Source organism: Fundidesulfovibrio soli (genome assembly GCF_022808695.1).
In the GTDB taxonomy this organism is placed as follows: Bacteria; Desulfobacterota; Desulfovibrionia; order Desulfovibrionales; family Desulfovibrionaceae; genus Fundidesulfovibrio; species Fundidesulfovibrio soli.
The window spans coordinates 41,219-65,866 of sequence record NZ_JAKZKW010000019.1 but is presented as its reverse complement, the minus strand read 5'-3'; the positions used below and the strand labels follow the sequence as shown (position 1 = coordinate 65,866).

Below are 24,648 nucleotides of genomic sequence, written 5' to 3'. Positions count from 1 at the left end.
GAATACAAACGGATGCTTTTCTCCGACACAGCCATCAACCGCGCCGCAAAGGCCGCCGCAGTCCTGTTGGGCGCTTTCCTGCTGGCGCATCTGGCCGCCTCTGCCGCGTGGTGCTCCGGGAAGATACCCACCGCCACGGACGTCGACTCGCTTCAGGGCAACTGGTTCGAGCGCGAGCTTCTGCGCCTGAAGTCCTTCCCGCACCTGGACAGGGCTTACCGCCTGCTGTCCGACGGGCAGCGGGGCGAGGCCGCCAAGGAGCTTCAGATCTACCTCCAGATGGTCCCCGGAGACCTCCGCGCCCAGGAGATGCTGGTCATCACCCTCGCCGACGAGGGCCGCCTGGACGACGCTCTGCGCCAGGCCGGGACCGTGCTGGCCGCCAACGAGGCGGACATGCGCCTGCGCCTGGTTCGCGCCAACCTGCTGGCGCGGATGGGGCGCGACGACGCCGCTGCGGAGGACTACTCCAAACTCATCGACAACCCCAACTCCGACGCCGACACCATGCGCCAGGCCCTGCTCGGCCTTGCCTCGATCCGTCAGCGCCAGGGGCAGTATTCCCAGGTGCTCCAGTTGCTGGACAGATTTCCCGGGCAGCCCGATGGCGTTGCGCTCCCGGCCCTGCGCGCCCAGGCCCTGCTCAAGCTCAAGCGGGTTCCCGAAGCGGTGAGACTCCTGGAGAGCAGCTTCGCTGAGGCCAAATCGCCCAAGGAGCGCCTGGACCTGCAGTTGGCCTGGGCACAGGGCCTCATGGACCTGGGTGACCTGACCGGCGCTGACAGGCTTCTCGAGGCCGCCCTCAAGGAATCCCCGGAGAACCCGTACGCTCTGCGCGCCCTGGCCGAGAACGCCGTCAGGCGCAAGGAGCCGGAGCGCGCGGTGGAGTACGCCCGCCGGGCCGAAGCCGCCGAGGCCACTCCCGAAGCCAAAGAGCTGTATGCCAACGCCCTGCTCATGGCCGGCAAGCCGCTCGAAGCGGCGGAAGTCTTCCGCGGTCTGGCCGCCAACGCCAAGGACCCCGCCACCCGCGCCCGCCTGGATATCCGCCTGGGCAACGCCCTGGCCCTGGCCGGCAAGGACGCGGAGGCGGCCGAAGCCTACAAGGCCGCCGCCAAGACCGGCGACGGCGAGACCGCCTACGAGATGCTGGCCACCAGCCTTGAGCGCCTTGGCCGCTTCGACGAGGCCATTCAGGCCCTGCAGAAGGTCGTGGAGTCTTCCCCCACCGCAGTGCATATTCTCCGGCTTGCGGGGCTCAAGAGCAAGACGGGCGATCCCCAGCAGGCCGCGGATCTGGTCCGCCAGGCCCTGGACAAGGGGCTGACGGGTGGCGACCGCATAGCCGCGGAGGACGAACTGGGCGTCCTGTACTTCCAGGCCGGGAAGGACAAAGAGGCCCTGGAAGCCTGGAAGGCCGCCCTGGCCAAGCGCCCCAATGACCCGGCCCTGCTGTCCCGCCTGGCTGCCGTGAGCCAGCGCATGGGCGACATCCAGGGCGCGGTCGGCTACGCCGAGGCCGCCTACAAGGCCCAACCCGACCTGAACAACACGTCCTCCCTGGCGGTGCTCCTGGCTCTCTCCGGGCAGAGCGGCAGGGCCGCCGACCTGCTGCGCCAGACCCTGCCTTCGGTCCGCAAGCACACCCGTGAGGAGGCGGACCTGCTGGAGCGCCTGGCCAACCTGGAGGCCATGGCCGGACGCCATGAACAGTCGGCCGAGCTTTTCATCCAGTCCTTCGACTCCGTGCCCGGCGCAAACCCGGCGCTGCTCTCCAAGTCGGCCGGGCAGTATCTGGCCGCCGGCCAGACGGCCCAGGCCGGAGCCGTGCTCTCCCGGCTGCTGCGCATGCCCGGGCTGACTCCCGCCGTGCGGGCCGAGGCGCTCTCCCAGTCCGCGGCCGTGGCCCTGCGCCAGGGGGACATGAACCTGGTGGTGCGCTACTCCCGCGAGGCGCTTGAGACCAACGCCCTGACCAAAGTCCAGCGCGGCGACACCCTGATGGGCATGGCGGCCGCCGAGCAGAAGCTCGGGCACAACGACGAGGCCGTGAAGCTGCTCGACCAGGCCCTGAAGGAAGGCGTGGACCCCTGGCGCGCCCATTACTCCCTCGGCCTGGCCCTCTACGAGACCAAGCGTTACGACCAGGCCCTGGTCAACCTGAAGACCGCGCTGAAGATCAAGTCCACCCCGGGGCTGCAGCTGGCCATCGCGCGCTGCTACGAGTCCCTGAACAAGCCGGGCCTGGCCATCCAGGCCATGCTCGAGGTCGATCCCGCCAAGGCCGGACTCTCGCAGCCAGACCGCAAGGATTTCTATTACGCCCTGGGCAACCTCTACGCCCTCATCCAGGAGAACCAGAACGCCGCCGACGCCTACCGCCGGAGCTTGGCCATCCAATACGATCCCGGAGCGGCCATCAGACTGGCCCGCATGGAGCGCTTGCTGGGCAACCCCGAGCAAGCCCTGAAGCTGCTGGAGTCCGTCCAGGCCAAGGATATGCCCGGGCTGGACCTGAACGCGCGCCGCTCCGAGCTTCCGCCACAGAAAAAGCCCTCAGGCAAGGGCGAGGCCAAGCCGTCGTCGCAGCCTCCCCTGCGCGACCCCGCTGCTAAATCCGCCGCGGCCGACCCCGCGCCTGCTCCCTCGGCAGGTTCCAAGGCCGGCGCTGTCCCGGCGCAGCCCTCGCCCGACAGGCAGCCCATCCCGCTGACCCAGCCCCCCGCTCAGCCCTCCTCCGCCGGAGGCGACAAGGCGGCGGATAAGGCCGGTGGCTCCCAGGTGCTCCGCGGCGTCGAAATCAAGGAAAGCGGATCCGGCACGGTGCTCCTGCTCAAAGGCGTGGGCGGCCAGGTCAAGGCGTCCAGCAAAATCTACGAGGGCCCCGCCCGCCTGGTGGTCGATCTGCCTGGCAGCTGGCGTCTCCAGGGGCCTGAAGACATCACCGGCAACGGCGGAATCGTGCGCCGCGTCCACATCGGACAGCAGCCGAACAAACTCCGCATGGTCGTCACACTTGCCGACAAGCCCGCCCCGCCCGTTTTCGAGGGCACGCCTGACGGGCTGGTCGTGAGGCTCGTAAAATGATTCATCCGATGTTCCCCCGTCTCGCCCCCGAGGCTTTCCGGGCGTGCAGGGCCATCCTGCTGGCGGCGCTGGCCCTGTGCTGGCTGGCCCCTTCCGTGGTTCTGGCCCAGCAACCCGGCAAGGGCCTGGGCAAGGACGATCAGCTGATGCTTCTGGACGAACTCTCCAAGACGCTCATGGATCTCAAGCAGCCCGAGCGCGCCGAGACCGCGCTCCAGGCCTCCATTGAGATCCAGCCCACGGCCGAAAGCTACTCACAGCTGGCCAAAGTCTACCAGGGCCTGGGCCGCAACGACCTGGCCGTGGAGCAGTACCAGAAGGCCCTGGCCATCCGCGAGGACCCGCAGGATCTGGCCGACATGGGCTACTGCATGTTGAGCCTGGGCAACCGCAAGGACGCCGTGGCCGCCTGGGACAAGGCCCTTGCCCTGGAGCCTGAGCGCCTGAAGCTCTGGGAGGACGCCGGGTACGCCTACATGGCCCTGTGCAAGAACGATACGGCCATGGAGCGCTTCAAGGCCGCCATCGACAACCAGCCGTTGTACCCCGGCGCCACCGAGGAGGAGGCCAAGGCCACCCGCGAGACCATCCACCGCCTGCGCAAGGAGGTCTCCAAGCTGGACACCAGCTTCACCGCCACCGGCTACCTGGGTTACTACTCCAGCCGGGGCGGGCAGGCGGCTGTTCCCGGCGGGCAGGGCGGCGTGTACCAGCCGGGTACCAGCGGCGTGGAGGCTGCCTGGCGGCCGCCGGTCATCGGCTTCCGCGACGACCGCATCTTCGAGCTGGTGGGCCGCATCAACTGGGTGGTGAACCGCGACAGCCTGCAGTTCGATCCCGACTCGGCCCAGGGTGCCGTGGGCGTGCGCTACAAGCCATTCAAGTCCCAGAACATCTTCTTCGGCGGCGAGCGCCTGATCAAGATCGGCAAGCTGGCCGAGGACAACTGGCTGCTGCGCGCCATGGGCTCCTGGACCGACGGCTACGACCTTGATCCCGAGCGCAACAACTGGAACTTCTCCTACCTGTACCTTGAGGCCGACCGCTACCTGGAGAAGCCCAGCCGCTTCTTCTTCAACGGCGAGGTGCGCCAGGGCTGGACCTTCAAAATCGGCAGAAACGCCATGCTCACCCCCCACGCCGTGGCCGACGCCAGGGTGTGGACCCCCGACGACAACAACCTGTCGATCTGGGAGCTGGGCCTGGGACTCTCCTTCAAGTATCTGTTCAATGAGACAAAATACACCACGCCCCGCTCCTATGTGGAGTTCCTGGCCCAATACAAGGCCGGCCGGCTCTACAACAGAAAGACCAACCAGGATGTCGACGGCGTCTACCTGACAACAATCGTGCACTATTGATCCGGGGAATGTGTTATATGGCCGCGCGCTGGGTTTTGCCCCTCCTTGTATTGCTTTTGTCCGCCGTGCCTGTCCTGGCCCAGGCTCCGGCGGGTGCGGCCGCACCCCGCTTCGGGGCCACCTTCTTCCAGCCCCTGTCAGATCAGGACAAGTGGCCGTCCGAACGCTGGAGCGCCATGCTGGACGACCTGGCAGCCGTGGGAGTCAAGGAGCTGGTGATCCAGTGGAGCGCCTTCGACAACGCCCCCCTCTACGGCGAACCCACTAAGAAATCCCCGCGCGCAGTGCCCCTGCTGGACAAGATCCTGCCCCTGGCCCAGGAGCGCGGCATGACCGTCCGGCTGGGCCTGGCCCACGATTCCGCCTGGTGGAAGAAGGTCGATCGGCCCGCCCCGGTGGTGGAGGTCTACCTCAGACGCCTGGAGCAGGACTGCCTGCGCGTGGCCAAGGAACTCCATGCCCGGTTTAAAGCCTACAGCTGCGTCAAGGGCTGGTACCTGCCCCAGGAACTCGACGACATGAACTGGAACGGGCCGCGCCGGGCCATGATCATCGAGCACCTGCGCAGCCTGCGCGCCGGGCTCAAGGAGATCGACCCGGGGCGTGAGGTGGGTGTTTCCGGTTTCCTCAACGGTTTCATCCCTCCCGACGCCTTCCGTGTGTTCCTGCGTGACCTGATGGCAGACACCGGGATCGAGCAGTTCTACCTGCAGGACGGCGTGGGCGTTCGCAAGCTCAGCCTGGATGAGCTGCCCATCTACATGGACGCTGCGGCTTCCGCCGCCAGGGAGGCCGGAGGCGTGCTGCGCCCCGTGGTGGAAATCTTCACCCAGACCCACGGCGAGCCCGTGGACGAGCAGCCCTTCAAGGCAGAGCCCGCAAGCATCGCCCGCGTGGAGAAGCAGCTGACCCTGGCCGGGCGTTACGCTTCCGCAGGCATCGTGGCCTTCTCCCTGCCGGAATACGGCCTGCCCTCGGACGATCCGCTTACCACGGCCTTCTACGCCGGATACAGGGAGTACCTGCGAAGACAGCGTTGAGGGTCTGGACGCGATTTTTCCCGCCTATAGCGGACGAAAACGGACGCGGAGTTCCCTCCGCGTCCGTTTTTTTCATCTGAAGGAATCCTCCGTACTGCGGCTGCGTCCCCTTCATCAACTCTCCGGCGCTTCGCCTGGCCTGGGCGCCTCCGCTCCCAGGCCGGGAGCCGCCTCGTTCAGGTTTACCCCTGGCCCGGCAACCAGCGGCGCACCACCCACGTCTTCACGATCTGGGCCAGGCACATGTAACAGAAGATCGTCAGGCCAAGCAGCAGCCAGTAATTGCTCGGCGGCCTCACCAGGCCGAAGGAGGACGCCAGGGGCGAGAAGGGCAGCCAGACCCCGACGAGGCAGATGGCGAGGGTGGTCAGGGCTAGATAGATGCTGGAGCGGCTCTGGATGAAGGGGATCTTGTCCGTGCGGATCACGTGCACGATCAGCGTCTGGGAGAGCAGGGACTCGATGAACCAGCCGGTCTGGAACAGGGCCGCGTTGTCCCAGGCATGGAACACGTGCAGCATGATGAAGAAGGTCAGGTAGTCGAACAGGGAGCTGACCGGACCCAGGAACAGGATGTAGCGCTTGATGTCGTCGATGCGCCAGCGGCGGGGCTTGCCCAGGAAGTCGGTGTCCACGTTGTCCGTGGGGATGGCGGCCTGCGAGAAGTCGTACATAAGGTTGTTGATCAGGATCTGGATGGGCAGCATGGGCAGGAAGGGCAGGAAGATGCTCGCGCCCAGCACGCTGAACATGTTGCCGAAGTTGGAGCTGGCCCCCATGCGGATGTACTTGGTGATGTTGTTGAACACCTTGCGGCCTTCCATCACGCCGTTTCCCAGCACGTTCAGGCTCTTCTCCAGCAGGATGATGTCCGCCGACTCCTTGGCCACGTCCACGGCGGAATCGACCGAAATGCCCACGTCCGCCGCTTTGAGGGCCGGGGCGTCGTTGATGCCGTCACCCATGAAGCCCACCACGTGGCCGCTCGCGCGCAGGGTGCGCACGATGAGCTCCTTCTGCATGGGGTCGAGCTTGGCGAAAACGTGGTGCGTCTCCACGGTTTCGGCCAGGGCCTCGGGCCCGAGCAGGCCGATCTCCTCGCCGGTGACGATGTGGTCGCCGTACTCCAGGTGTACCTCGTGGCAGATCTTGCGGGTGATGACCGCATTGTCCCCGGTGAGGATCTTGGGCGTGATGCCGTGCTCCACCATGACCCGCAGGGCCTGAGCCGCCGACTCCTTGGGCGGGTCCAGGAAGGCCAGGTAGCCGCGCAGCACCAGGTCGCTCTCGTCCTTGACCCCGTAGTCGCGCCTGTCGGGGTCCACATCCTTCAGGCCCAGGGCCACCACGCGGAAGCCGTCCTCGTTCAGTTCGCGCACCACGCGCTCCATGGTCTTACGGAAACTGTCGTCGATGGGCACGATCTCGCCGTTCACCACGCAGCGGCTGGAGCAGCCGAAGACCTCCTCGGCCGCGCCCTTGCAGATCAGCTGGGCCTTGCCCGCATCCTTCTCCCGCACCACCACGCTCATCCTGCGGCGCATGAAGTCGAAGGGCACCTCGTCGATCATCTCGAAGCGTTCCGTGCTCACGGCGTCGCCCAGCTTGTCCCCGCTTGCGATGACGGCCAGGTCCAGGGCGTTGCGCAGCCCGGTCTGGAGCTTGCTGTTGACGTAGGCCATCTCCAGCACCGAATCGTCCTCCTCCCCGCGCACGTCGAGGTATTTCTCCAGGATGATCCTGTCCTGGGTCAGGGTGCCGGTCTTGTCCATGCAGAGCACGTCGATGGCCCCGAAGTTTTGGATGGCGTCGAGCTTTTTGACGATGACCTTCTGGCGAGACATCACCAGCGCGCCCTTGGAGAGGCACACCGTGACCACCATGGGCAGCATTTCCGGGGTCAGCCCCACGGCCACGGCCAGGGCGAAGGTGAAGGCCTCGGCCCAGTTGCCCTTGAGGAAACCGTTGGCGAAGAAGACGAAGGGCACCATGAACACCATGAAGCGCAGCATGAGCATGGTGAAGCTCTTGATGCCCTTGTCGAAATCGGTCTCCGTGCGCTGCTCCGAGAGCTTGGCGGCGATGCCGCCGAAATAGGTGCGCGCCCCGGTGCTGACGACCACGGCGGCGGCCGAGCCGGAGACCACGTTGGTGCCCATGAAGCACATGGAGGGGTCGTCCAGGCTGGGCTTGGCCGGGGAGGCGTCCGCCGGGCGCGTGTTCACGCTCTTTTCCAGCGGGAGGGCCTCGCCGGTGAGCATGGACTGGTTGACGTGCAAGTCCTTGGCCTTGAGCAACTGCACGTCCGCCGGGATCATGTCCCCTGCGGCCAGGAAGACCACGTCGCCGGGCACCACGTCGCGCAGGGGGATTTCCTTGCGGCCGCCGTCGCGCATGACGGTGGCGGTGGTGTGCACCATGCGCTTGAGCTGGTCGGCGGCGGTGTCGGCCTTGGACTCCTGGATGACCTTCAGGGCCACGCCCATCACGGCCATGCCGACGATGACCACGGCGGAGCGCACGTCGTCCGTGGCGTAGGAGATGGAGCCGAGCACCAGAAGCAGGATCACCAGGGGGTTCTTCACCGCCGCCCAGAGCCGCCCCGTGAAGGTGACCCGCTTCTCCAGCACGGCCTGATTGGGGCCGTATTGCCGAAGTCGTTTGCGAGCCTCGCCGGAACTCAGACCGGGGAAGGGGGGCTTGGGCTCCGCGGTGGGTTGCTGGAGCGCCTCGCCCACGGCGGAGAGCTGGCCCCACAGGCTGCGCAAATGCTCGTAAGCGTCCCGGGGCTTGAGCTTGCGCTGGGCCGCCAGGGCCGCGAACACGTGGGCCTTCTGGGCGAAGTGCGCCAGGCTCTGCGTGAACTCCTCCTCGGGCCCGAGCTGTATGTCGTGGGGCTTGATATGGTCGTGCAACGAATCCGGCTTGCCAGCCTCGGCGTCGGGCGCTGTTGGCCCGGGACGGTGCTTGGTCATGATCGTATCCTGCCTGAAACTGGTGGCTCAGTCATGTTCAGGCTTGCGACTCTACAGACATTTTACAGTCCAGTCGTCAGGAAATCTCAGGCCGTTTCATTCGGTATGGTGTGTACTGGGCGTGTGGGTCATAATGAAACAGTTGCCGGAAAACCGGAGGCCATTTGGATACAACGTGCGTTAGCTCACTGAAATCATGGAATAAGTGTCGATTGTCCCCGTGGATCGTGGGCCTGCCGCAGGAGAGCCGGCCTGTCGGGGAGGACAATTCGGGAACAGGCGGAGCCATGTGATTTAAGTAACTATCTTAAGATGCTGCATACATTGACCAAATCACTTTGGCCCGGAAGTTGCCTTAAGAGGTGCACCTGAGAGTAACCGGCACAGCAACTTCAACCTCAAGGAGATAGCGACATGGCTGTTAACGAGCAGGTCTACGGATTCTTCATCCCCAGCGTCACCCTGATCGGCATCGGCGCCTCCAAGGCGATCCCCGAGAAAATCAAAGCCCTGGGTGGCAGCAAGCCTCTGATCGTGACCGACAAGGGCATCGTCAACGCCGGCATCTGCAAACAGATCACCGATCTGCTCGACGCCGCCAAGATGGAATATGTCGTCTACTCCGACACCATCCCCAACCCCACGGACGAGAACGTCCACGCCGGCGTCGAGGTGTACAAGAAGAACAAGTGCGACAGCCTGATCACCCTGGGCGGCGGCTCCTCGCACGACTGCGGCAAGGGCGTCGGCCTCGTGGTCGCCAACGGCGGCAAGATCCATGACTTCGAAGGCGTGGACAAGTCCTCCAAGCCCATGCCCCCCTACCTGGCCGTGAACACCACCGCGGGCACCGCCTCCGAAATGACCCGCTTCTGCATCATCACCGACCTGTCCCGCCACGTGAAGATGGCCATCGTGGACTGGCGCGTGACCCCCAACATCGCCATCGACGATCCTCTGCTCATGGTCGGCATGCCCCCGGCGCTCACCGCCGCCACCGGCATGGACGCCCTGACCCACGCCGTGGAAGCCTACGTTTCCACCATCGCCACCCCCATGACCGACTCGGCCGCCGAGAAGGCCATCGAGCTGATCTTCAAGTATCTGCGCAAGGCCGTCGCCAACGGCAAGGACCTGGAAGCCCGCGAGGCCATGTGTTTCGCGCAGTACCTGGCCGGCATGGCCTTCAACAACGCCAGCCTGGGCCACGTGCACGCCATGGCGCACCAGCTGGGCGGCTTCTACGACCTGCCCCACGGCGAGTGCAACGCCATCCTGCTGCCCCATGTCGAGAAGTTCAACCTGATCGCCAGGGTTGAGCGCTTCGCGAAGATGGCCGAGATCATGGGCGAGAACATCACGGGCCTGCCCCTGCGCAAGGCCGCCGAAAAGGCCCTGGACGCCATCAAGGAACTCTCCACCGACGTGGGCATCCCGGCCGGCCTGGTGGAACTCGGCAAGCGCTACGGCAAGGACGTGAAGGCGGCGGACATCCCCACCATGACCGCCAACGCCCAGAAGGACGCCTGCGGCCTGACCAACCCCCGCTGCCCCAAGGACGCGGACGTGGTCGCCATCTACACGGCAGCCCTGTAGGCTTGCTGTTTAGCGCCTAGCTCATGCGCGGGCCCGGCGGATCCTGCCCCGCCCGGCCCGCGCCCTTATTTTCGCGCAGCGCGCCCCCGGCCCGCGACGGCCCTTTCACCGGCCGAGCGGGCACAGCCCCCGGGGGCTTCCCTCGCGCTGCTTCATGCTTACGTATCAGTGGGCCGTGCGGCGCGGAGGGCTGGCTGATCCGGTAGGGAAGCGCACGGAACTTGAGCCCTGCGCAACTTGTGGTGTATCCTCCCGGAATCAGCTGCCAAGTTTCCAACCTGTCGTGTGGGGACGCCGGCGCCGGGCTCCTGTGAGGAGATACCATGAAAGTGACGAAGTTCGCCGTGCCCGAGATCATCTTCGGCAGGGGGGCGCTGGTGCATGTGGCGCACTGCGCCAGGGGCCTGGGTGCCAACCGCGTGCTGCTGGTGAGCGACTCGGGCCTGGAATCCAGTGGTTGGGTGGACCGCATCAAGGACGTTCTCTACGACGACGGCCTGGAGTGGATCTACTTCGGCGACGTCAACTCCAACCCCCGGGACAGGCAGATCCACGACGGCGCCAACCTCTATCTGGAGGCCAAGGCCGACGTTATCATCGCCGTGGGCGGGGGCAGCCCCATCGACGCGGCCAAGGGCATCGCCATCCTGGCGGGCAATGGCGGCTCCATCGCCGACTACGAGGGCGCCAACCGGGTGGACAAGCCCCTGCCGCCCATGATCTGCCTGCCCACCACGGCGGGCAGCGGCTCGGACATCTCCCAGTTCTGCATCGTCACGGACGTTCCCCGCCAGCTCAAGATGTCCATCATCAGCCGGTCGCTGGTGCCCAATATCTCCATCATCGACCCCATGATCCTGCTCACCAAGAGCCAGGAGCTGATCATCGCCTCGGCGGTGGACGCCCTGGCCCACGCCGTGGAGTCCTACGTTTCGCGCATCGCCTCCCCGTTCACGGAGCTGCAGGCCCTGCGCGCCATCGACCTGATCATGCACAACATCGAGGCCGCGGTTGAGGAGAAGTCCATCGACGCCCTGGAGCAGCTCTCCATCGCCAGCACGGCGGCGGGCATGTCCTTCAGCAACGCCGGGCTCGGCGCCGGGCACGCCCTGGCCCACTCCCTCGGCGGCATGTTCGACGTGCTGCACGGGCTGGTGCACCCCATCCTGCTGCCGGCCGTGATGCGCTTCAACTCGCCGGCCTGCACGGAGAAAATGGGCACCATCGGCGCCATGATCCTGGGCAAGACCCAAGGCTCGGCCGCCTACAACGCCCAGGCGGGCATCGAGAAGCTCCAGGAGTTTTTTTCCGGCCTGGGCGTGCCTGTGCGCTTGCGCGACATCCTGCCGGACAAGGCCCTGCTGCCCAAGCTGGCCAAGGCCGCCGTGGGCGACGCCTGCAACGTCACCAATCCGCGCCCGGCGGACGTCGAATCCCTTCTGGGCATCTGTGAGGAAGCATGGTGATGCAGGAACGCCCCTCCCTCGACGACCTCATCGGCATCGAACACTGCAAGCTGGGCTTCTACCAGGAGCTGCGCCAGAAGCTCGACGAACTCCAGGACGCCAACCAGGAGTCCGAACAGCGCCGGCAGGAGATCAGCGCCATCCTGGACGGCATCACGGACATGATGATGGTGCTCTCGGCGGATATGCGCATCGTCTCCGTGAACCACGTTTTCCGCGAGGTCATGGGCGTGGACGACCCCGTGGGGCTCGCCTGCTACGAGCTGTTCCGCAACGAGGAGCACCCCTGCCCGGAGTGCCCGGCGCACAAATCCTTCCAGACGGGGCAGGTCTGCCGGGAGACGGCCATCTTCAAGGTGGGCGGGCGCAACAGGCAATTCGAGATGGTTGCCTCCCCCATCCAGGACGACGGCAAGGGCGAGCAGCGCATCCTGATCTTCAAGCGCGACGTGACCATGGAGAAGGAGTACCAGGCCAAGTTCTACCAGGCCGAGAAGATGGCCACCATCGGCATGCTGGCGGCGGGCGTTGCCCACGAGATCAACAACCCCCTGGCCGCCATCTCCGGGTTCGCGGAGGGCATCATGCGCCGCATCCCCAAACTGCGCCAGGGCGAGACCGAACCGCTGGAGGCCGTGGAGGACTACCTGGACACCATCCTGCGCGAGTGCGAGCGCTGCCAGGACATCGTCCACTCCCTGCTCACCTTCAGCCGCCCGGTGTCCTCGGGGTTCTCGCCGCTGAGCCTCAACGACATCGTGGCCGACACCCTGAAGCTCCTCAACAGCCACCTGAAAAACAAGGACCGGCGCTTCACCCTGCACACCGAGCTGGCTTACGACCTGCCGCTGATCTACGGCGACGAGCCCCAGCTCAAGCAGGTGCTGCTCAACCTGCTCACCAACGCCATGGACGCCCTGGAGAACGAGGACGGCCGCAGCACGGAGGAAAACCTCATCACCATCCGCACCTACGCGGACGGGCAGGAGGGGGCGGGGCTGGTGGTCTCGGATACGGGCTGCGGCATCCCAATGGAAAATCTGGACAAGTTGTTCGAACCCTTCTTCACCACAAAGCCCGTGGGCAAGGGGGTGGGCATCGGCCTCTCCACCTGCTACGGGATCGTGAAGGAACATTGCGGGGAAATTCTGGTGTTCAGCGAGCAGGGCAAGGGCTCCCGCTTCATCGTCAGGCTCCCCGCCAACCCGGAAGCGCACTGTGAATAACCCCTATAGCGTGCTGGTCGTGGACGACGAGCAGTCCCTCTCCAAGCTCTTCAAGAAGGAGCTTTCCACACCCGACCGGTTCATCCACACGGCCGGTTCAGGCAAGCAGGCCCGCGAGATGTTGCGCAAGCAGCAGTTCGACGTGGTGGTGCTGGACCTGCGCCTGCCCGACGCCGACGGGCTGGAGCTCCTGGTGGAGTTCCGGCGGCTGATCCCGGACGTTGAGGTCATCATCCTCACGGGCCACGGCAATATCGACAGCGCCGTGGAGGCCATGAAGCACGGCGCCTACGACTACATCACAAAGCCCTTCAAGCTCGATCAGGTGGAGATCGTGGTGGAGCGCGCCTGGCAGCGCGTGTGCATGGGGCGGGAGAACCGCAGCCTCAAGCACTCCCAGATGAGCGTGCAGCCGCCCTCCCTGGTGGGGCTCTCCCAGGGGGTGAAGCAGATCCGCTTCCTCATCGACAAGGTGGCCCCCACGGACGTGCCCGTGCTCATCACTGGCGAATCCGGCGTCGGCAAGGACGTGGTGGCCCACGCCCTGCATTCCGTGAGCAAGCGCAACACCAAGCCCCTGATCATCAAGAACTGCGCCACGCTGCAGAAGGAGTTGGCCCGCAGCGAGCTGTTCGGCCACCTTCGCGGCGCGTTCACCGGCGCCACCGAGAGCCAGGAAGGCCTGATGACATTCGCCCACCAGGGCACGCTCTTCCTGGACGAGATCGGGGAGCTGCCCATCGAGGTCCAGGGCTCGCTGCTGCGTGTGATAGAGAGCAAGAGCTACCGCCGCGTGGGCGAGAAGGACGAGCGCCGCGCGGACATCCGCCTGCTCTTCGCCACCAACCGCAACCTCCAGGCCGAGGTGGAGGCCGGGCGCTTCCACGAGGCGCTTTTCCACCGCATCAACGTCTTCAACATCCACATCCCTCCGCTGTGCGAGCGCAAGGAGGACATCCCCCTGCTGGTGGAGTACTTCCTGAGCCGACTGGCCACGGGGCAGGGGGCCTGCACCATGACGGAGGGCGCCATGCGCTGCCTGCTCAACTACTCCTGGCCGGGCAACATCCGGGAGCTGCGCAACGTGATCGAGCGCGGGATGATCCTGGCCGAGAACGGGCTCATCACCGAGCACGCCCTGCCGCGCGAGCTGCTGGACAAGCGGGTGCCCGAATCACAGAGCGGGCTCACGCTTGACTCCATGGAGCGCACGCACATCGAGCGCGTGCTGCAGCTGCACAGCGGCAACCGCTCCCTGGCGGCGCAGACCCTGGGGATCAGCCGAAAGACGCTCTACCGCAAGATATCGGAATACAACCTGATGTAGCCGCTTCGGCGCGAAGCCGCATGGGAGTCCAGAGGGCCGAAGGCAGGACTTCGTCCTTTGGCCGCCGGAGGCTTCTTGATCTTCAGGTCCGCTGGGCGGAACGGTGGGAAAATTCCGCCGCGCGTTTCGCTAACATGCTGAAATATTGTTGTTTAACTGCCGTGGAACGGATAGTGCTTCGCATGGGGACTACCGGCAAAAAGGGGACACTCCATGGCCGTTTCCAGCATCAGCAGACAGAATCTCATCGCGCAGATGGGCTACCTCGACCCCAACAAGGCCGACGGCATGTCCGGCGCTTCCTCGTCGGATTCCATTACCGCGTTGGGGGGCCAGTCCTCAGACGGTTCGTCCTCGTCCATCTCGGCGGCCAGCATCTCCCAGATCGCCTCGCTGCTCAGCAAACTCTCCCAGTTGGAGAAAAGCGACCCGGAGGCCTTCAAGGAGGTCGCCGCGGGCATCGCCCAGGACTTCCACGACGCCGCGCCCCAGTGCTCGGACACCCTGCAGCGGCTGAGCATGGAATCCCTGGCCGGACAGTTCTCCAACGCCTCACTCTCCGGCAGCCTGAAGGATTTCAACCTGGGCAAAGCCACGTCCTCCTCCATGCGCAGCTACTCGGGGCAGTCCAGCCTGACGCTGCTGGACTACCTCAACGGCAACCAAGGCACGGATCTCTCCGGCCAGATATCCGGCATGATGCGGAGCAACCTGGGCGGCTACGTCGGCTAGCTCGGATCGGGCCGCCAGCAGAATCAGCATATTGCGAGGCGGGCGCAGGCCCGCCCGGGCCTTGGAACTTTCGAGCACCCTGAACCTCCCACGCTTTGAACGGGTCGGCCGAAGCAAGCCGCCTCAACCCATTGTGCACCCTGTTCCTGCAACTCCTGCCTTCTCCAGCTTCCCTCGACCGCATTACGGCGGCCGTCCGGTTGACCGCCTCCCGGCAGCTGGCCGCCGCCATCCGGCCTGGCGCACCCACCCCCGGCACAAGCAGAGCCAAATGCGCCACACCACGACATCTTCCAGAAGTTCTCCCCATCTTGCCGCGGAACCGGCAGAGGCCAGTTTTACCAGCCGTTTCAGGGTATTGCGTCGGTTGCCGCGCCGATGCCCGTGCAACAAATATTGACGTGTCAACAATTGTTGCAATTCCTTTGGATGACGCTATGGTGGGGCTATGTCCTGTTTGGGAGGAGGGGCACGTAAACATATGTTGCGCACGCTGGGGCGGGCTCGGCGTGCATTTCAATTTATCACCCTGATATCTCAGGAACAAATTGGAGTTTCCCGTCCTGGCCCGGCCCTTGCTTTAGGGGGAACCGTTGGAAGGGGACTCTCCAAGGACGCTTGGAGGTTGAAGTCAGAACCTAAGGTTCAAACTACGATAGGAGCCGTCAGGACATGAAAAAACTTCTCATTCTTGGTGCTGGCTGCGGCGGTTGCATAATCGCCAACAAAATGCGCAAGAAACTGGACGAGAAAGAGTGGAAGATCACGATCATCGATCGCTCCACCGTCAACCACTACCAGCCCGGCTGGCTGTTCGTGCCCTTCGGCGTCTACGACATCAAGGACTGCGTCCGTCCCCTGTCCGGCTTCATTCCCAAGGGCGTGGACTTCGTCAACGAGGAGATCACCAACATCGACCCCGTTGGCAAGGTCGTCACCACCACCAACGGCAAGCATGACTACGACTGGATCGTAGTGGCCACCGGCTGCTCGATCATGCCCGAGGAAATCGAAGGCATGATGGACGGCTGGAAGAAGAACATCCACGACTTCTACACCCCCAACGGCGCGGTGGACCTTTTCCACAAGCTCCAGCGCTTCGAAAAGGGTAAGATGATCCTGAACATCGCGGAGATGCCCATCAAGTGCCCGGTGGCTCCTCTGGAGTTCCTGTTCCTGGCCGACTGGTACTTCTCCACTCAGGACACCCGCCACAACATCGAGATCGAACTGGTGACCCCGCTCACCGGCGCGTTCACCAAGCCCGTGGCCGCCTCCATCCTGGGCAAGATCTGCGAAGAGAAGAACATCAAGATCGTTCCCAACTTCGAGATCGCTGCCGTCGACGCCGAGCGCGGCGTTGTCGAGTCCATGAAGGGCGACGAAGTGGAGTTCGACCTGATGGTCGCCATTCCGCCCAACTTCGGCTCCCAGGTGATCATCGATTCCGACATCGGCGACCCCATGGGCTACCTCAAGACCGACCACTACACCCTGAAGTCCCCGGATTACGAGAACATGTACATCCTGGGCGACGCCACCAACGTGCCGACCTCCAAGGCCGGCTCCGTGACCCACTTCGAGGCCGACGTGCTGGTGGAGAACCTGCACCGCGACATCGAAGGCCTGGCCCCGCGCCCCGAGTTCGACGGCCACTCCAACTGCTTCATCGTCACCGGTTACGAAAAGGCCGCGCTCATCGACTTCAACTACAAGGTCGAGCCGCTGCCGGGCAAGTATCCGTTCCCGGGCGTCGGTCCCTTCGGCCTGCTGGAAGAGTCCTACATGAACTACTGGGGCAAGATGATGTTCAAGTGGGTCTACTTCAACCTCATGCTCAAAGGTAAGGATCTGCCCCTCGAGCCCCAGATGTTCATGGCCGGCAAAAAACGCCCCAAGGGCTTCTAGGAGACCGGAACATGAGCAGCAAAGAGGATCTGATTCTCGAAAAACTCGGCAAGATAGAAGCCGAGCTGGCTGATATGCGTGAGGCCAGGGAGCCCATGGAAGATCTGATTCGTGATCTGAATCCGATCATGAAACAGGCGCTCTATGTCATGATCAACGAGTTCAAGGACGTCGAAGACGCCTTCCAGCTCGAGGACGTGATGCCCCTGGTCAAGAAGATCATGGTCAACGTTAAAAACCTGACCTGGTGCATGGATACGCTCGAAAGCCTCATCGACATGTGGAACACCATGGAGCCGATGATGAAGAGCGCCCTGCACAGCACGGTCCGCTACCTGGGCACCCTGGAGGCGCGCGGCGTGTTCCGCACCTACGAGGCCATGCTCGAGGTGCGCGCCAAGGTGGCCCAGCACTACGGCCCCGAGGACATCGAGGCCATGGGCGACAGCTTCGTCGCTCTGCTGGGTCTCTTGAAGAAGATGTCCACCCCGGAGATGATCGAGCTGCTGGACAAGCTCACGGATCTTCCGGCGAACATCAAGCTGGAAAACGCCAAGCCCATCGGCCCCATGGGCCTCGTGGGCGCGGTCTCCAACTCCGAGGTCAAGGCCGGCATCGGCGTGGCCATGGAGATGGTCAAGGCCCTGGGCAAGCTGAAATAACCATTTTGCGGCCCTCGCCGCGAAACTTGCGAGGTAATTATGGCCAAGAAGATCCTTATCATCGACGATGATCCCGAGATCATCTCGTATCTGAAGGATGTCTTTGAGGAAGCCGGCTACGAGACCGACGGCGCCAAGAACGGCATCGAAGGCCTGGAGAAGACTCAGGCCAGCAAGCCGGACCTGATCACCCTGGACATGGACATGCCCGCCCGCGGCGGCACCCTGTTCTATGTGAAGCTGCGCCAGGAACCGTCCCTGGCCGAGATCCCCGTTATCGTCATCAGCGGCGTCGGCCCCCGCCCGCCCGTTCTGTCCAAGAACGTGCCGGTGCTGACCAAGCCGGTGGACCCCGCCAAGACCGTGAAGATGGTCAAGGAGATGCTGGGCGACGCCTAGTCCCCACGCATCACGGGCAGATAATCCGCAAGGCGCGGGCTTTCCTGACGGGAGGCCCGCGCCTTCTTTGTTTCTCCACCTCCAAGGTCGATTTTTTACTGCATCTTGTGGCCTCTTGCGGAGCAGGGTACACAGGGTGCATCCGCCGTTTTCGGCGCGCGCCAGCCAAAGGAGAGGTGAAATGGGCGAGAAAGTCTTGCTGGTCGACGATGACGACGCCATCAGGGAGATCCTGGGCCTTTCCATCGCGGACCTGGGATACGACGTCATCACCGCGGCCAACGGCGAGGAGGCCATCGCGGCCTTCACGGTCAACGAACCGAGCATCGTCCTGACCGACATCAAGATGCCGGGCATGGACGGCATCGAGCTCCTGCGCAGGCTCAAGCAGCTCGACCCTGAGGCCGAGGTGATCATGATCTCCGGTCACGGCGACATGGACCTGGCCCTCAAGAGCCTGCAGTACGAAGCCCTGGATTTCATCACCAAGCCCATCCGCGACGAACTCCTGGTGAACGCCCTCAAGCGCGCGACGGACAAGATCGTGATGCGCCGCCAGATCAAGGAGCACACCCAGAACCTGGAGCGCATCGTCAAGGAGAAGTCCGCCAAGCTGGTGGAGCTGGAGCGGCAGCTGGCCGTCGGGCAGGTGGTGGAGGGGCTCTCCACCGCCATGCGCAGCCTGGTGCAGTCCTTCACGGACGGGCCCAGCTACTTCAACGAGCTCCCCTGCTTCATCTCCATCCACAACCGCTACCTCGAGATAGTGGCCGTCAACCAGCTCTACCAGGACCGCCTGGGCGACCTGGTGGGCCATAACAGCTGGGAGGCCTACGCCGGTCGCCAGGGGAGCGGCAACGCCTGCCCGGTCTGGAAGACGATCAACGAGGGCAAGGGCCTGCGCAGCCGCGAAACCCTCATGGGCGTCGACGGCCAGGAGCTTCCCGTGATTGTGCACACCGCGCCCATCTTCAACAACGAGGGGCAGGTGGAGCTGGTGATCGAGCTCTCGGTGGACGTCACCGAGGTCGGCCGCCTGCAGGAGGAGCTGCGCGCCGCCCGCGAAAAATACCACCGCCTCTTCGACGCCGTGCCCTGCTACATCTCCGTGGTGGACAGGGACCACAAGCTGGTGGAGGCCAACCGCCGCTTCCGCCAGGATTTCGGCGAATGCCGCATGGGCAAGTGCTTCGAGCTGTTCAAGCACCGCGAAGACCCCTGCCAGGAGTGCCCCATCGTCACCACCTTCTCCGACGGGCAGACCCACCAGTGGGAGACCGTGGTCACCACCAAGGGTGGCGAGCAACTCATCGTGCTGATCCAGACGGCCCCCATCTACGACGACAAGGGCGAGATCGAGCAGGTCATGGAGATATCCACGGACATCACCCAGATCAGGCAGCTCCAGGACCATCTGGCCTCCCTGGGGCTGATGCTCGGCTCCATGTCCCACGGGGTCAAGGGGCTGCTCACCTCGCTGGACGGCGGCGTGTACAAGGTGGAGGCGGGGCTCAAGCGCGAGGATCCGCAGCGCGTGCGCGAGGGCTGGGCCATCGTCCGCGACAAGATCGGGCGCATCCGCAAGATGGTGCTTGATATCCTCTATTACGCCAAATCGCGCGAGACCGAGTGCGTGCCCGTGCGCCTGGACTCCTTCGGGGACGACATGGCCGCCATCATCGGGCCCAAGGCGGCGTCGCGCAACGTGGAGTTCAAGCTGGAGGTCGCCCGGGACGCAGGCGTCATGGACATGGACGAGACGGCCATGTCCGCCGCGCTGGTGAACTTCCTGGAGAACTCCGTGGACGCCTGCGCCGAGGACGACACCAAGCCCAACCATTTCGTGGCCTTCCGCATCGCCGGCGACGCCGACTGCGTGCGCTTCGAGATTGCTGACAACGGCATCGGCATGGACCAGGAGACAAGGGAGAAGATGTTCACGCTGTTCTTCTCCTCCAAGGGGTCGCGGGGCACGGGGTTGGGGCTGTTCATCTCCAACCAGGTGATCGAGCGCCACGGCGGCAGGATCGACGTGGAGTCGGAGCATGGCAAGGGCACCACGATCATCATCAAGCTGCCAAGGCTCCACGGGGAGGAGGGCAAGGCGCGCTGCGAGGATTGAGGGGGGAAGACTGGCGGAGCGTGACGCTCCAGATGCGCGGAGGCGCCGGTCTTGACGGGGACGCGGGACCGTGCCGCGAAGCCGTATGGGGTTCCAAAGGGCACTGCAGGAGTTCGTCCTTTGGCCGCTGGAGGCCACACAACAATGTAGAGGCTGTCTAGGCCACTGGTGCCTTCCAGGAATCAGTCTTATCTGGTGGGTGCATTTCCGGTTCGCCGGGGCGAGGGAGGCCAGGGTGCGGCATCTATTCGAATCGCTCAAGAGCAAGCTGATCGTCAAGATCACGCTGCCGGTGGCGTTCATCCTGTTCGCCAGCATCTTCCTGTGGTCCTTCTACCACGTCGAGTACCAGAAGGAAGCCACCATCGAGAACGTGATCATGGGCGCGGACCGCGTTTCGAGCACCATCAAGCTCGGCCTGCACTACGCCATGATGCTCAACTCCCGCGAGGACATCCAGGCCATCGTCAACAACCTCTCCAAGCTGCGCGAGGTGCGCAACGTGCGCATCATCAACAAGGCCGGGGAGGTGATGTTCGCCAGCAACCCCGAGCAGGCCCACAACGTGGTCTCCCGGCGCGACCCGCTCTGCCAGGCCTGCCACATCTACACCGTGCCCAAGCTCAAGCCCACCCTGGGCGAGGCCATCTACAAGGACGCCCAGGAAGACGGCGAACGCGTGCTGCGGCTGGTGAGCCCCATCGCCAACGAACCCGGTTGCTCGGACGCCTCCGGCTGCCACTTCCACCGCCCGGACGAGCAGATCCTCGGCGTGCTGGACCTGGCCTTCTCGCTCACGGACGTCGACCCGCTCATCCGCCAGAGCAAACAGCACACGGCCTACCTGGCCTTCATCCAGTTCCTGGTCACTTTCGCCACGCTGGCGCTCCTGTTCGTGGTGCTCATCAAGAAGCCCATCAACAGCATCATCCAGGACGCCAGGCTCATCGCCCAGGGCCGCGGCCTCCTGCCCAAACGCATCGAGTCCGGCGACGAGATCGGGCAGCTGGCCCAGGCCATCCACCAGATGGGCAACGACCTTGTGGCCAAGAACAACCAGCTCTCCCTGCAAAAGAACCTCTACCAGGATCTTTTCGAGGGCGTGCCCTGCATCATCACCGTGCAGGACAGGGACTTCAAGCTGCTGCGCTTCAACCGCACCTTCGAGGAGAAATTCAACGCCAGCGTGGGCGAGTTCTGCTACAAGGCCTACAAGAACCGGGACTCCAAATGCCCGGACTGCCCCGTGGAGAAGACCTTCAAGACCGGTGAGTTCTACACCACGGAAGAGAGCGGCTGCTACCGCGACGGCTCCCGCGCGCACTGGATCGTGAACACGGCCCCGGTGTACGACTCCGACGGCAACCTGGTGGCGGCCATGGAGATGTGTCTGGACATCACCGAGCGCAAGGAGCTCGAAGGCGAGTTCAAGCGTTCGGAGAAGAAGTATGTGGACATTTTCAACAACATACCCAGCGCCGTCTTCGTGCTGGACCAGGCCGACTTCACCATCCGCGACTGCAACCGCGGCGCTGTGAGCCTCTACGGCTGGACCAAGGGCGAGTTCTCCCGCATGTCCTTCCTGGACCTCTTCTCGGACCTGGAGAAGGACGAGTTCATCGATGCGGCCGAGCAGGGCGGCGAGATAAGCCAGGCCAAACACCACACCAAGGAGGGGCGCGAGATCTTCGTGAGCATCAGCATCTCGCCCTCGGAGTTCAACCAGAACAAGGTGTATCTGGTCACCGTCAGCGACATCACCACCAGGCTGGAAACGGAGCAGCAGCTCATCCAGGCCAGCAAGATGGCCACCCTGGGCGAGATGGCCACGGGCGTGGCCCACGAGATCAATCAGCCCCTGGCCGTGATCCAGACCAGCGTGGACTTGGTGAAGCGTAGCCTGAACAAACAGGAGATGCCCCCGGAATCCCTGCTCAAGCGCGTGACGGAGCTCATCGGCACGCAGGTGGAGCGGGCCTCCAAGATCATCACCCACATGCGCGAGTTCGGGCGCAAGTCCAAGATCGAAATGGAGGAGGTGGCAATCAACGACGTGCTGCGCCGCTCCCTGGATTTCTTCAGCCAGCAGCTCGCCCTGCGCAGCATCGAGGTGGTCTGGGACCTGGACGACAAGTTGCCCCTGGTGCGCTGCGAGCCAAACCGCATGGAGCAGGTTTTCACCAACTTCCTCATCAACGCCCGCGACGCCATCGAGGAGCGCAGGGAGAAGGACGGCCCCGGCGCGCCCCCCGGGCGGGTGACCATCAAGACCATGCACAACCGCGACAGCGTCACCGTGCGTATCAGCGACAACGGCACGGGAGTGCCCGAATCCCTGGCGGACAAGATCTTCGAGCCTTTCTTCACCACCAAACAGGTGGGCAAGGGCACGGGGCTCGGGCTCTCCATCAGCTACGGCATCGTGAAGGAGTACGGCGGCAGCATCAACGTGACCAACAACGATGACGGCGGGGCCAGCTTCTTCATCAGGCTGCCGGCGGCCAACGGGCGTCCCGAGGAGGCGGCCTGAGGCCGCGACGGGGAGGGGCGAACGCGCTGGATGCCTGGCGGAGTCGCGAAGCCGGGATGGGACAGTCAGGAAGAGGATGCCTCCGGCGGCCAAAGGGAGTTCCTCCCTTTGGAATCCCGCTGCGCTTCGCGTTCGCCCGGGCACGCTTGTGGCCGGAGGGGGCAAGTCTCCAGCCGTGGTGAAGCAACAGAATAAAGGGCCTGCCCGCGATTGCGGACAGGCCCTTTTTTTCGTGCAAGAGAGGCGGGGTTAGCCGCGCGGCAGGGCCCGCACGGAGCCGCCCGCCTCGCCGTGCAACTCGTCAATTATACGCTGCAGCTCGTTGGACTGCTCCAGCAGGCCACGAATGGACTCGGCGGAGCTGCCCACGCTGTGCTTGGTCCTCTGGGTCAGCTCGCTCACGGCGCCCAGGGAGCGGTTGATCTCCTCTGAGGCCGAGGATTGCTCCTCGGAGGCGGCTGCGATGCTCTGGATCTGTTCGGCGGCGGCCTGGGCGCCCCGCACCAGCTCGGAGAGGACCTCGCCGGACTGGTCGGCCAGGCTGCCGGCCAGGGAGATGGACTCCAGGGCGCGGTCCGTGTTGGCGATGCTCTCCCGTGCGGAGTGCTGGATGGCCCCGATGCTCGCGCTGACCTCCTGGGTGGCGCTCATGGTCTTCTCGGCCAGTTTGCGCACCTCGTCGGCCACCACAGCGAAGCCCCGCCCGGCGTCGCCCGCCCTGGCAGCCTCGATGGCTGCGTTGAGGGCCAGCAGGTTGGTCTGGTCCGCGATGTCGGAGATCACGGTCAGGATGCGGTCGATGTCGTGGGAGCGCTTGCCCAGGTCGTCCATGTTGGACTTGAGGGCCTGGGCCTGCTCGCCCACCTGGCGCATGGCCTGGATGGAGTCGTCAACCACCTGGCGGCCCTGCTGCGCCTTGGCGCGGGCCTGCTCGGCCTGGGTGGAGGCTGCGGCGGCGCTGCGGGCCACGTCCATCACGGCCTCGGCCATCTGCTCCATATTGGTGGCGGTCACCTGGATGCGCTCGTTCTGCTCGTCGGCGCTGGAGCGGATTTCCTCGGATTGGCCGGAGATGGCGTTGGTGGCCGAGCCCACGCTGGCCACAACGGATGTGAGGCGTGAGGCGGCGGCGGCCATTCCCTCGCTGCGGGCCAGTTCGGCCAGCGCGGTAGCCTTTTCGGCCTGGGCGCGGGCTTCGTCGGCGGCGTGGGCTTTTTCCTCGGCTTCGGCTGTCTTGGCCTCGATGTCCTGGATGTTGCGGCGCAGGGTGGCCACCATGGTGTTCAGGGCGGTCTGCATCCGGGCGGCCTCGTCGCGTCCGAAGACGTCGAGGTGCACGTCAAGGTCTCCGTCGGCGCAGCGGGTGGCGGCTGCGGTGGCCTCGCGGATGGGGCCGGAGATGCTTGCGATGATGATCCCCGAAAGGCCGATGATAAGCACAAGGCCGCCGCCGATGCCGGAGAAGATGGCCGTGAGGATGGAGCCGATGCGCTCCTCGCTGTTGTTGCGGATGCGCGCCTTCTCCTTGTCGATGTTGTCGATGTACACGCCTGTGCCGAGCCACATGGTGGTGCCGGGAATCATGGTGGCGTAGGCAAGCTTGGGCTGGTCGCCCTGGCCGGGCTTGGGGAAGACGTACTCGACGAATCCTCCGCCGGCCTTGGCCTTGTCCATCAGCTCGCGCACGAAGTAGACGTTGTTCTTGTCCTTGGTCTGGCCAAGATCCTGGCCCTGGGCGTCCTTCTTGGTCGGCAAGGCCACGTTGACCGTGTTCTCATAGACGAAATAGTAGCCGGACTTGTCCTGCTCGAAGCGGATGGGGTCCACCATGGCGCGGATGATCTCCACGCGCCGTGCGGAGTCCTTCTCGTCCTTGATGGCCACGCCGATGCCCTGCGCCAGAGATTCTGAGGCCACGGAGAGCTTCTGCTTCTGTTCGGCCAGCATGATCTCCTGGGCGGCCTGGATGTTGTTGTCCAGCACCTGCTTGATGCCCAGGTAGAACACGGTCACCGCGCCGCCGGTGAAGACGGAGAAGAGTATCAACAGCAGTGCGAAACGCCAGGAGATGGAAAAATTTCTGAAGAAACCGACGATTCCCGATGCTGAGCGCGTAGGGTTGGCCATGGAGAGAGCCTCCTCAAGCCGCTCGCGTCAAAGCGGCCGCTAACAATATGATAGTCCGAAAGAAACTTTTGGGTTGGTCTAGTAATCCTG

The 24,648-nt window shown here is 64.4% G+C and carries 15 protein-coding genes; 13 read left to right on the top strand and 2 right to left on the bottom strand.

The annotated features are described in order from the left end of the window. The first annotated feature begins 12 nt into the window (after window positions 1-12). The 3 genes from MLE18_RS14505 (at window position 13) to MLE18_RS14495 (ending at window position 5,488) form a co-directional block, all read left to right on the top strand. Entirely contained in the window at window positions 13-3,087 is a 3,075-nt protein-coding gene (locus tag MLE18_RS14505) for a tetratricopeptide repeat protein (RefSeq protein WP_243439516.1), read from the top strand. An 8-nt stretch (window positions 3,088-3,095) separates the two neighbouring features. After that, window positions 3,096-4,448 (top strand): NfrA family protein, encoded by a 1,353-nt coding sequence (locus MLE18_RS14500; RefSeq protein ID WP_243439515.1) that lies wholly within the window; start codon window positions 3,096-3,098, stop codon window positions 4,446-4,448. Between the two features lie 65 nt (window positions 4,449-4,513). Continuing rightward, window positions 4,514-5,488, top strand: a complete 975-nt coding sequence (locus tag MLE18_RS14495; protein ID WP_243439527.1) for a DUF4434 domain-containing protein — start codon at window positions 4,514-4,516, stop codon at window positions 5,486-5,488. A 182-nt stretch (window positions 5,489-5,670) separates the two neighbouring features. On the opposite strand, the gene mgtA is transcribed toward MLE18_RS14495, so the two are convergent. After that, window positions 5,671-8,463, bottom strand: coding sequence for a magnesium-translocating P-type ATPase (gene mgtA, locus MLE18_RS14490; protein ID WP_243439514.1), 2,793 nt, complete (start codon window positions 8,461-8,463; stop codon window positions 5,671-5,673). Window positions 8,464-8,877: 414 nt separating this feature from the next. Between mgtA and MLE18_RS14485 the strand changes: the two genes are divergently transcribed. The 10 genes from MLE18_RS14485 to MLE18_RS14440 all read left to right on the top strand — a co-directional run bounded on the left by MLE18_RS14485 (window position 8,878) and on the right by MLE18_RS14440 (window position 22,431). After that, window positions 8,878-10,059, top strand: a complete 1,182-nt coding sequence (locus MLE18_RS14485; RefSeq protein WP_243439513.1) for an iron-containing alcohol dehydrogenase — start codon at window positions 8,878-8,880, stop codon at window positions 10,057-10,059. Between the two features lie 323 nt (window positions 10,060-10,382). Beyond that, window positions 10,383-11,525, top strand: a complete 1,143-nt coding sequence (locus tag MLE18_RS14480; RefSeq protein WP_243439512.1) for an iron-containing alcohol dehydrogenase — start codon at window positions 10,383-10,385, stop codon at window positions 11,523-11,525. Beyond that, complete coding sequence (locus MLE18_RS14475; protein ID WP_243439511.1) at window positions 11,525-12,751, top strand: ATP-binding protein; 1,227 nt, start codon at window positions 11,525-11,527, stop codon at window positions 12,749-12,751. The genes MLE18_RS14480 and MLE18_RS14475 overlap by 1 nt, the downstream gene beginning before the upstream one ends. Beyond that, window positions 12,744-14,078: a sigma-54-dependent transcriptional regulator gene (locus tag MLE18_RS14470; RefSeq protein WP_243439510.1), complete on the top strand. Its 1,335-nt coding sequence runs from the start codon at window positions 12,744-12,746 to the stop codon at window positions 14,076-14,078. Before MLE18_RS14475 ends, MLE18_RS14470 begins: the two co-directional genes overlap by 8 nt. Before the next feature lie 213 nt (window positions 14,079-14,291). Beyond that, entirely contained in the window at window positions 14,292-14,810 is a 519-nt protein-coding gene (locus MLE18_RS14465; protein WP_243439509.1) for a hypothetical protein, read from the top strand. A gap of 672 nt (window positions 14,811-15,482) precedes the next feature. After that, the gene (sqr, locus tag MLE18_RS14460) at window positions 15,483-16,718 is read left to right on the top strand and encodes a type III sulfide quinone reductase, selenoprotein subtype (protein ID WP_243439508.1); all 1,236 of its coding nucleotides are present in this window, start codon (window positions 15,483-15,485) and stop codon (window positions 16,716-16,718) included. Between the two features lie 11 nt (window positions 16,719-16,729). Beyond that, a complete protein-coding gene (locus MLE18_RS14455; RefSeq protein ID WP_243439507.1) occupies window positions 16,730-17,380 on the top strand; it encodes a DUF1641 domain-containing protein in 651 nt (216 codons plus the stop codon). Between the two features lie 39 nt (window positions 17,381-17,419). Continuing rightward, entirely contained in the window at window positions 17,420-17,779 is a 360-nt protein-coding gene (locus tag MLE18_RS14450; protein WP_243439506.1) for a response regulator, read from the top strand. Between the two features lie 181 nt (window positions 17,780-17,960). After that, window positions 17,961-19,901, top strand: a complete 1,941-nt coding sequence (locus MLE18_RS14445) for a hybrid sensor histidine kinase/response regulator (RefSeq protein ID WP_243439505.1) — start codon at window positions 17,961-17,963, stop codon at window positions 19,899-19,901. A gap of 235 nt (window positions 19,902-20,136) precedes the next feature. Beyond that, window positions 20,137-22,431, top strand: coding sequence for a PAS domain S-box protein (locus MLE18_RS14440; RefSeq protein WP_243439504.1), 2,295 nt, complete (start codon window positions 20,137-20,139; stop codon window positions 22,429-22,431). Between the two features lie 249 nt (window positions 22,432-22,680). On the opposite strand, the gene MLE18_RS14430 is transcribed toward MLE18_RS14440, so the two are convergent. Further along, on the bottom strand, window positions 22,681-24,558 hold the full coding sequence (locus tag MLE18_RS14430) for a methyl-accepting chemotaxis protein (RefSeq protein ID WP_272881684.1): 1,878 nt from the start codon (window positions 24,556-24,558) through the stop codon (window positions 22,681-22,683). Window positions 24,559-24,648 lie beyond the last annotated feature (90 nt).

Coding starts and splice junctions, on each gene's coding strand:
- MLE18_RS14500 (WP_243439515.1), top strand. CDS start 3,096: ATGTTCCCCCGTCTCGCCCCCGAGGCTTTCCGGGCGTGCAGGGCCATC.
- MLE18_RS14480 (WP_243439512.1), top strand. CDS start 10,383: ATGAAAGTGACGAAGTTCGCCGTGCCCGAGATCATCTTCGGCAGGGGG.
- MLE18_RS14455 (WP_243439507.1), top strand. CDS start 16,730: ATGAGCAGCAAAGAGGATCTGATTCTCGAAAAACTCGGCAAGATAGAA.
- MLE18_RS14505 (WP_243439516.1), top strand. CDS start 13: ATGCTTTTCTCCGACACAGCCATCAACCGCGCCGCAAAGGCCGCCGCA.
- MLE18_RS14450 (WP_243439506.1), top strand. CDS start 17,420: ATGGCCAAGAAGATCCTTATCATCGACGATGATCCCGAGATCATCTCG.
- MLE18_RS14465 (WP_243439509.1), top strand. CDS start 14,292: ATGGCCGTTTCCAGCATCAGCAGACAGAATCTCATCGCGCAGATGGGC.
- MLE18_RS14445 (WP_243439505.1), top strand. CDS start 17,961: ATGGGCGAGAAAGTCTTGCTGGTCGACGATGACGACGCCATCAGGGAG.
- MLE18_RS14475 (WP_243439511.1), top strand. CDS start 11,525: ATGCAGGAACGCCCCTCCCTCGACGACCTCATCGGCATCGAACACTGC.
- mgtA (WP_243439514.1), bottom strand. CDS start 8,463: ATGACCAAGCACCGTCCCGGGCCAACAGCGCCCGACGCCGAGGCTGGC.
- sqr (WP_243439508.1), top strand. CDS start 15,483: ATGAAAAAACTTCTCATTCTTGGTGCTGGCTGCGGCGGTTGCATAATC.
- MLE18_RS14430 (WP_272881684.1), bottom strand. CDS start 24,558: ATGGCCAACCCTACGCGCTCAGCATCGGGAATCGTCGGTTTCTTCAGA.
- MLE18_RS14485 (WP_243439513.1), top strand. CDS start 8,878: ATGGCTGTTAACGAGCAGGTCTACGGATTCTTCATCCCCAGCGTCACC.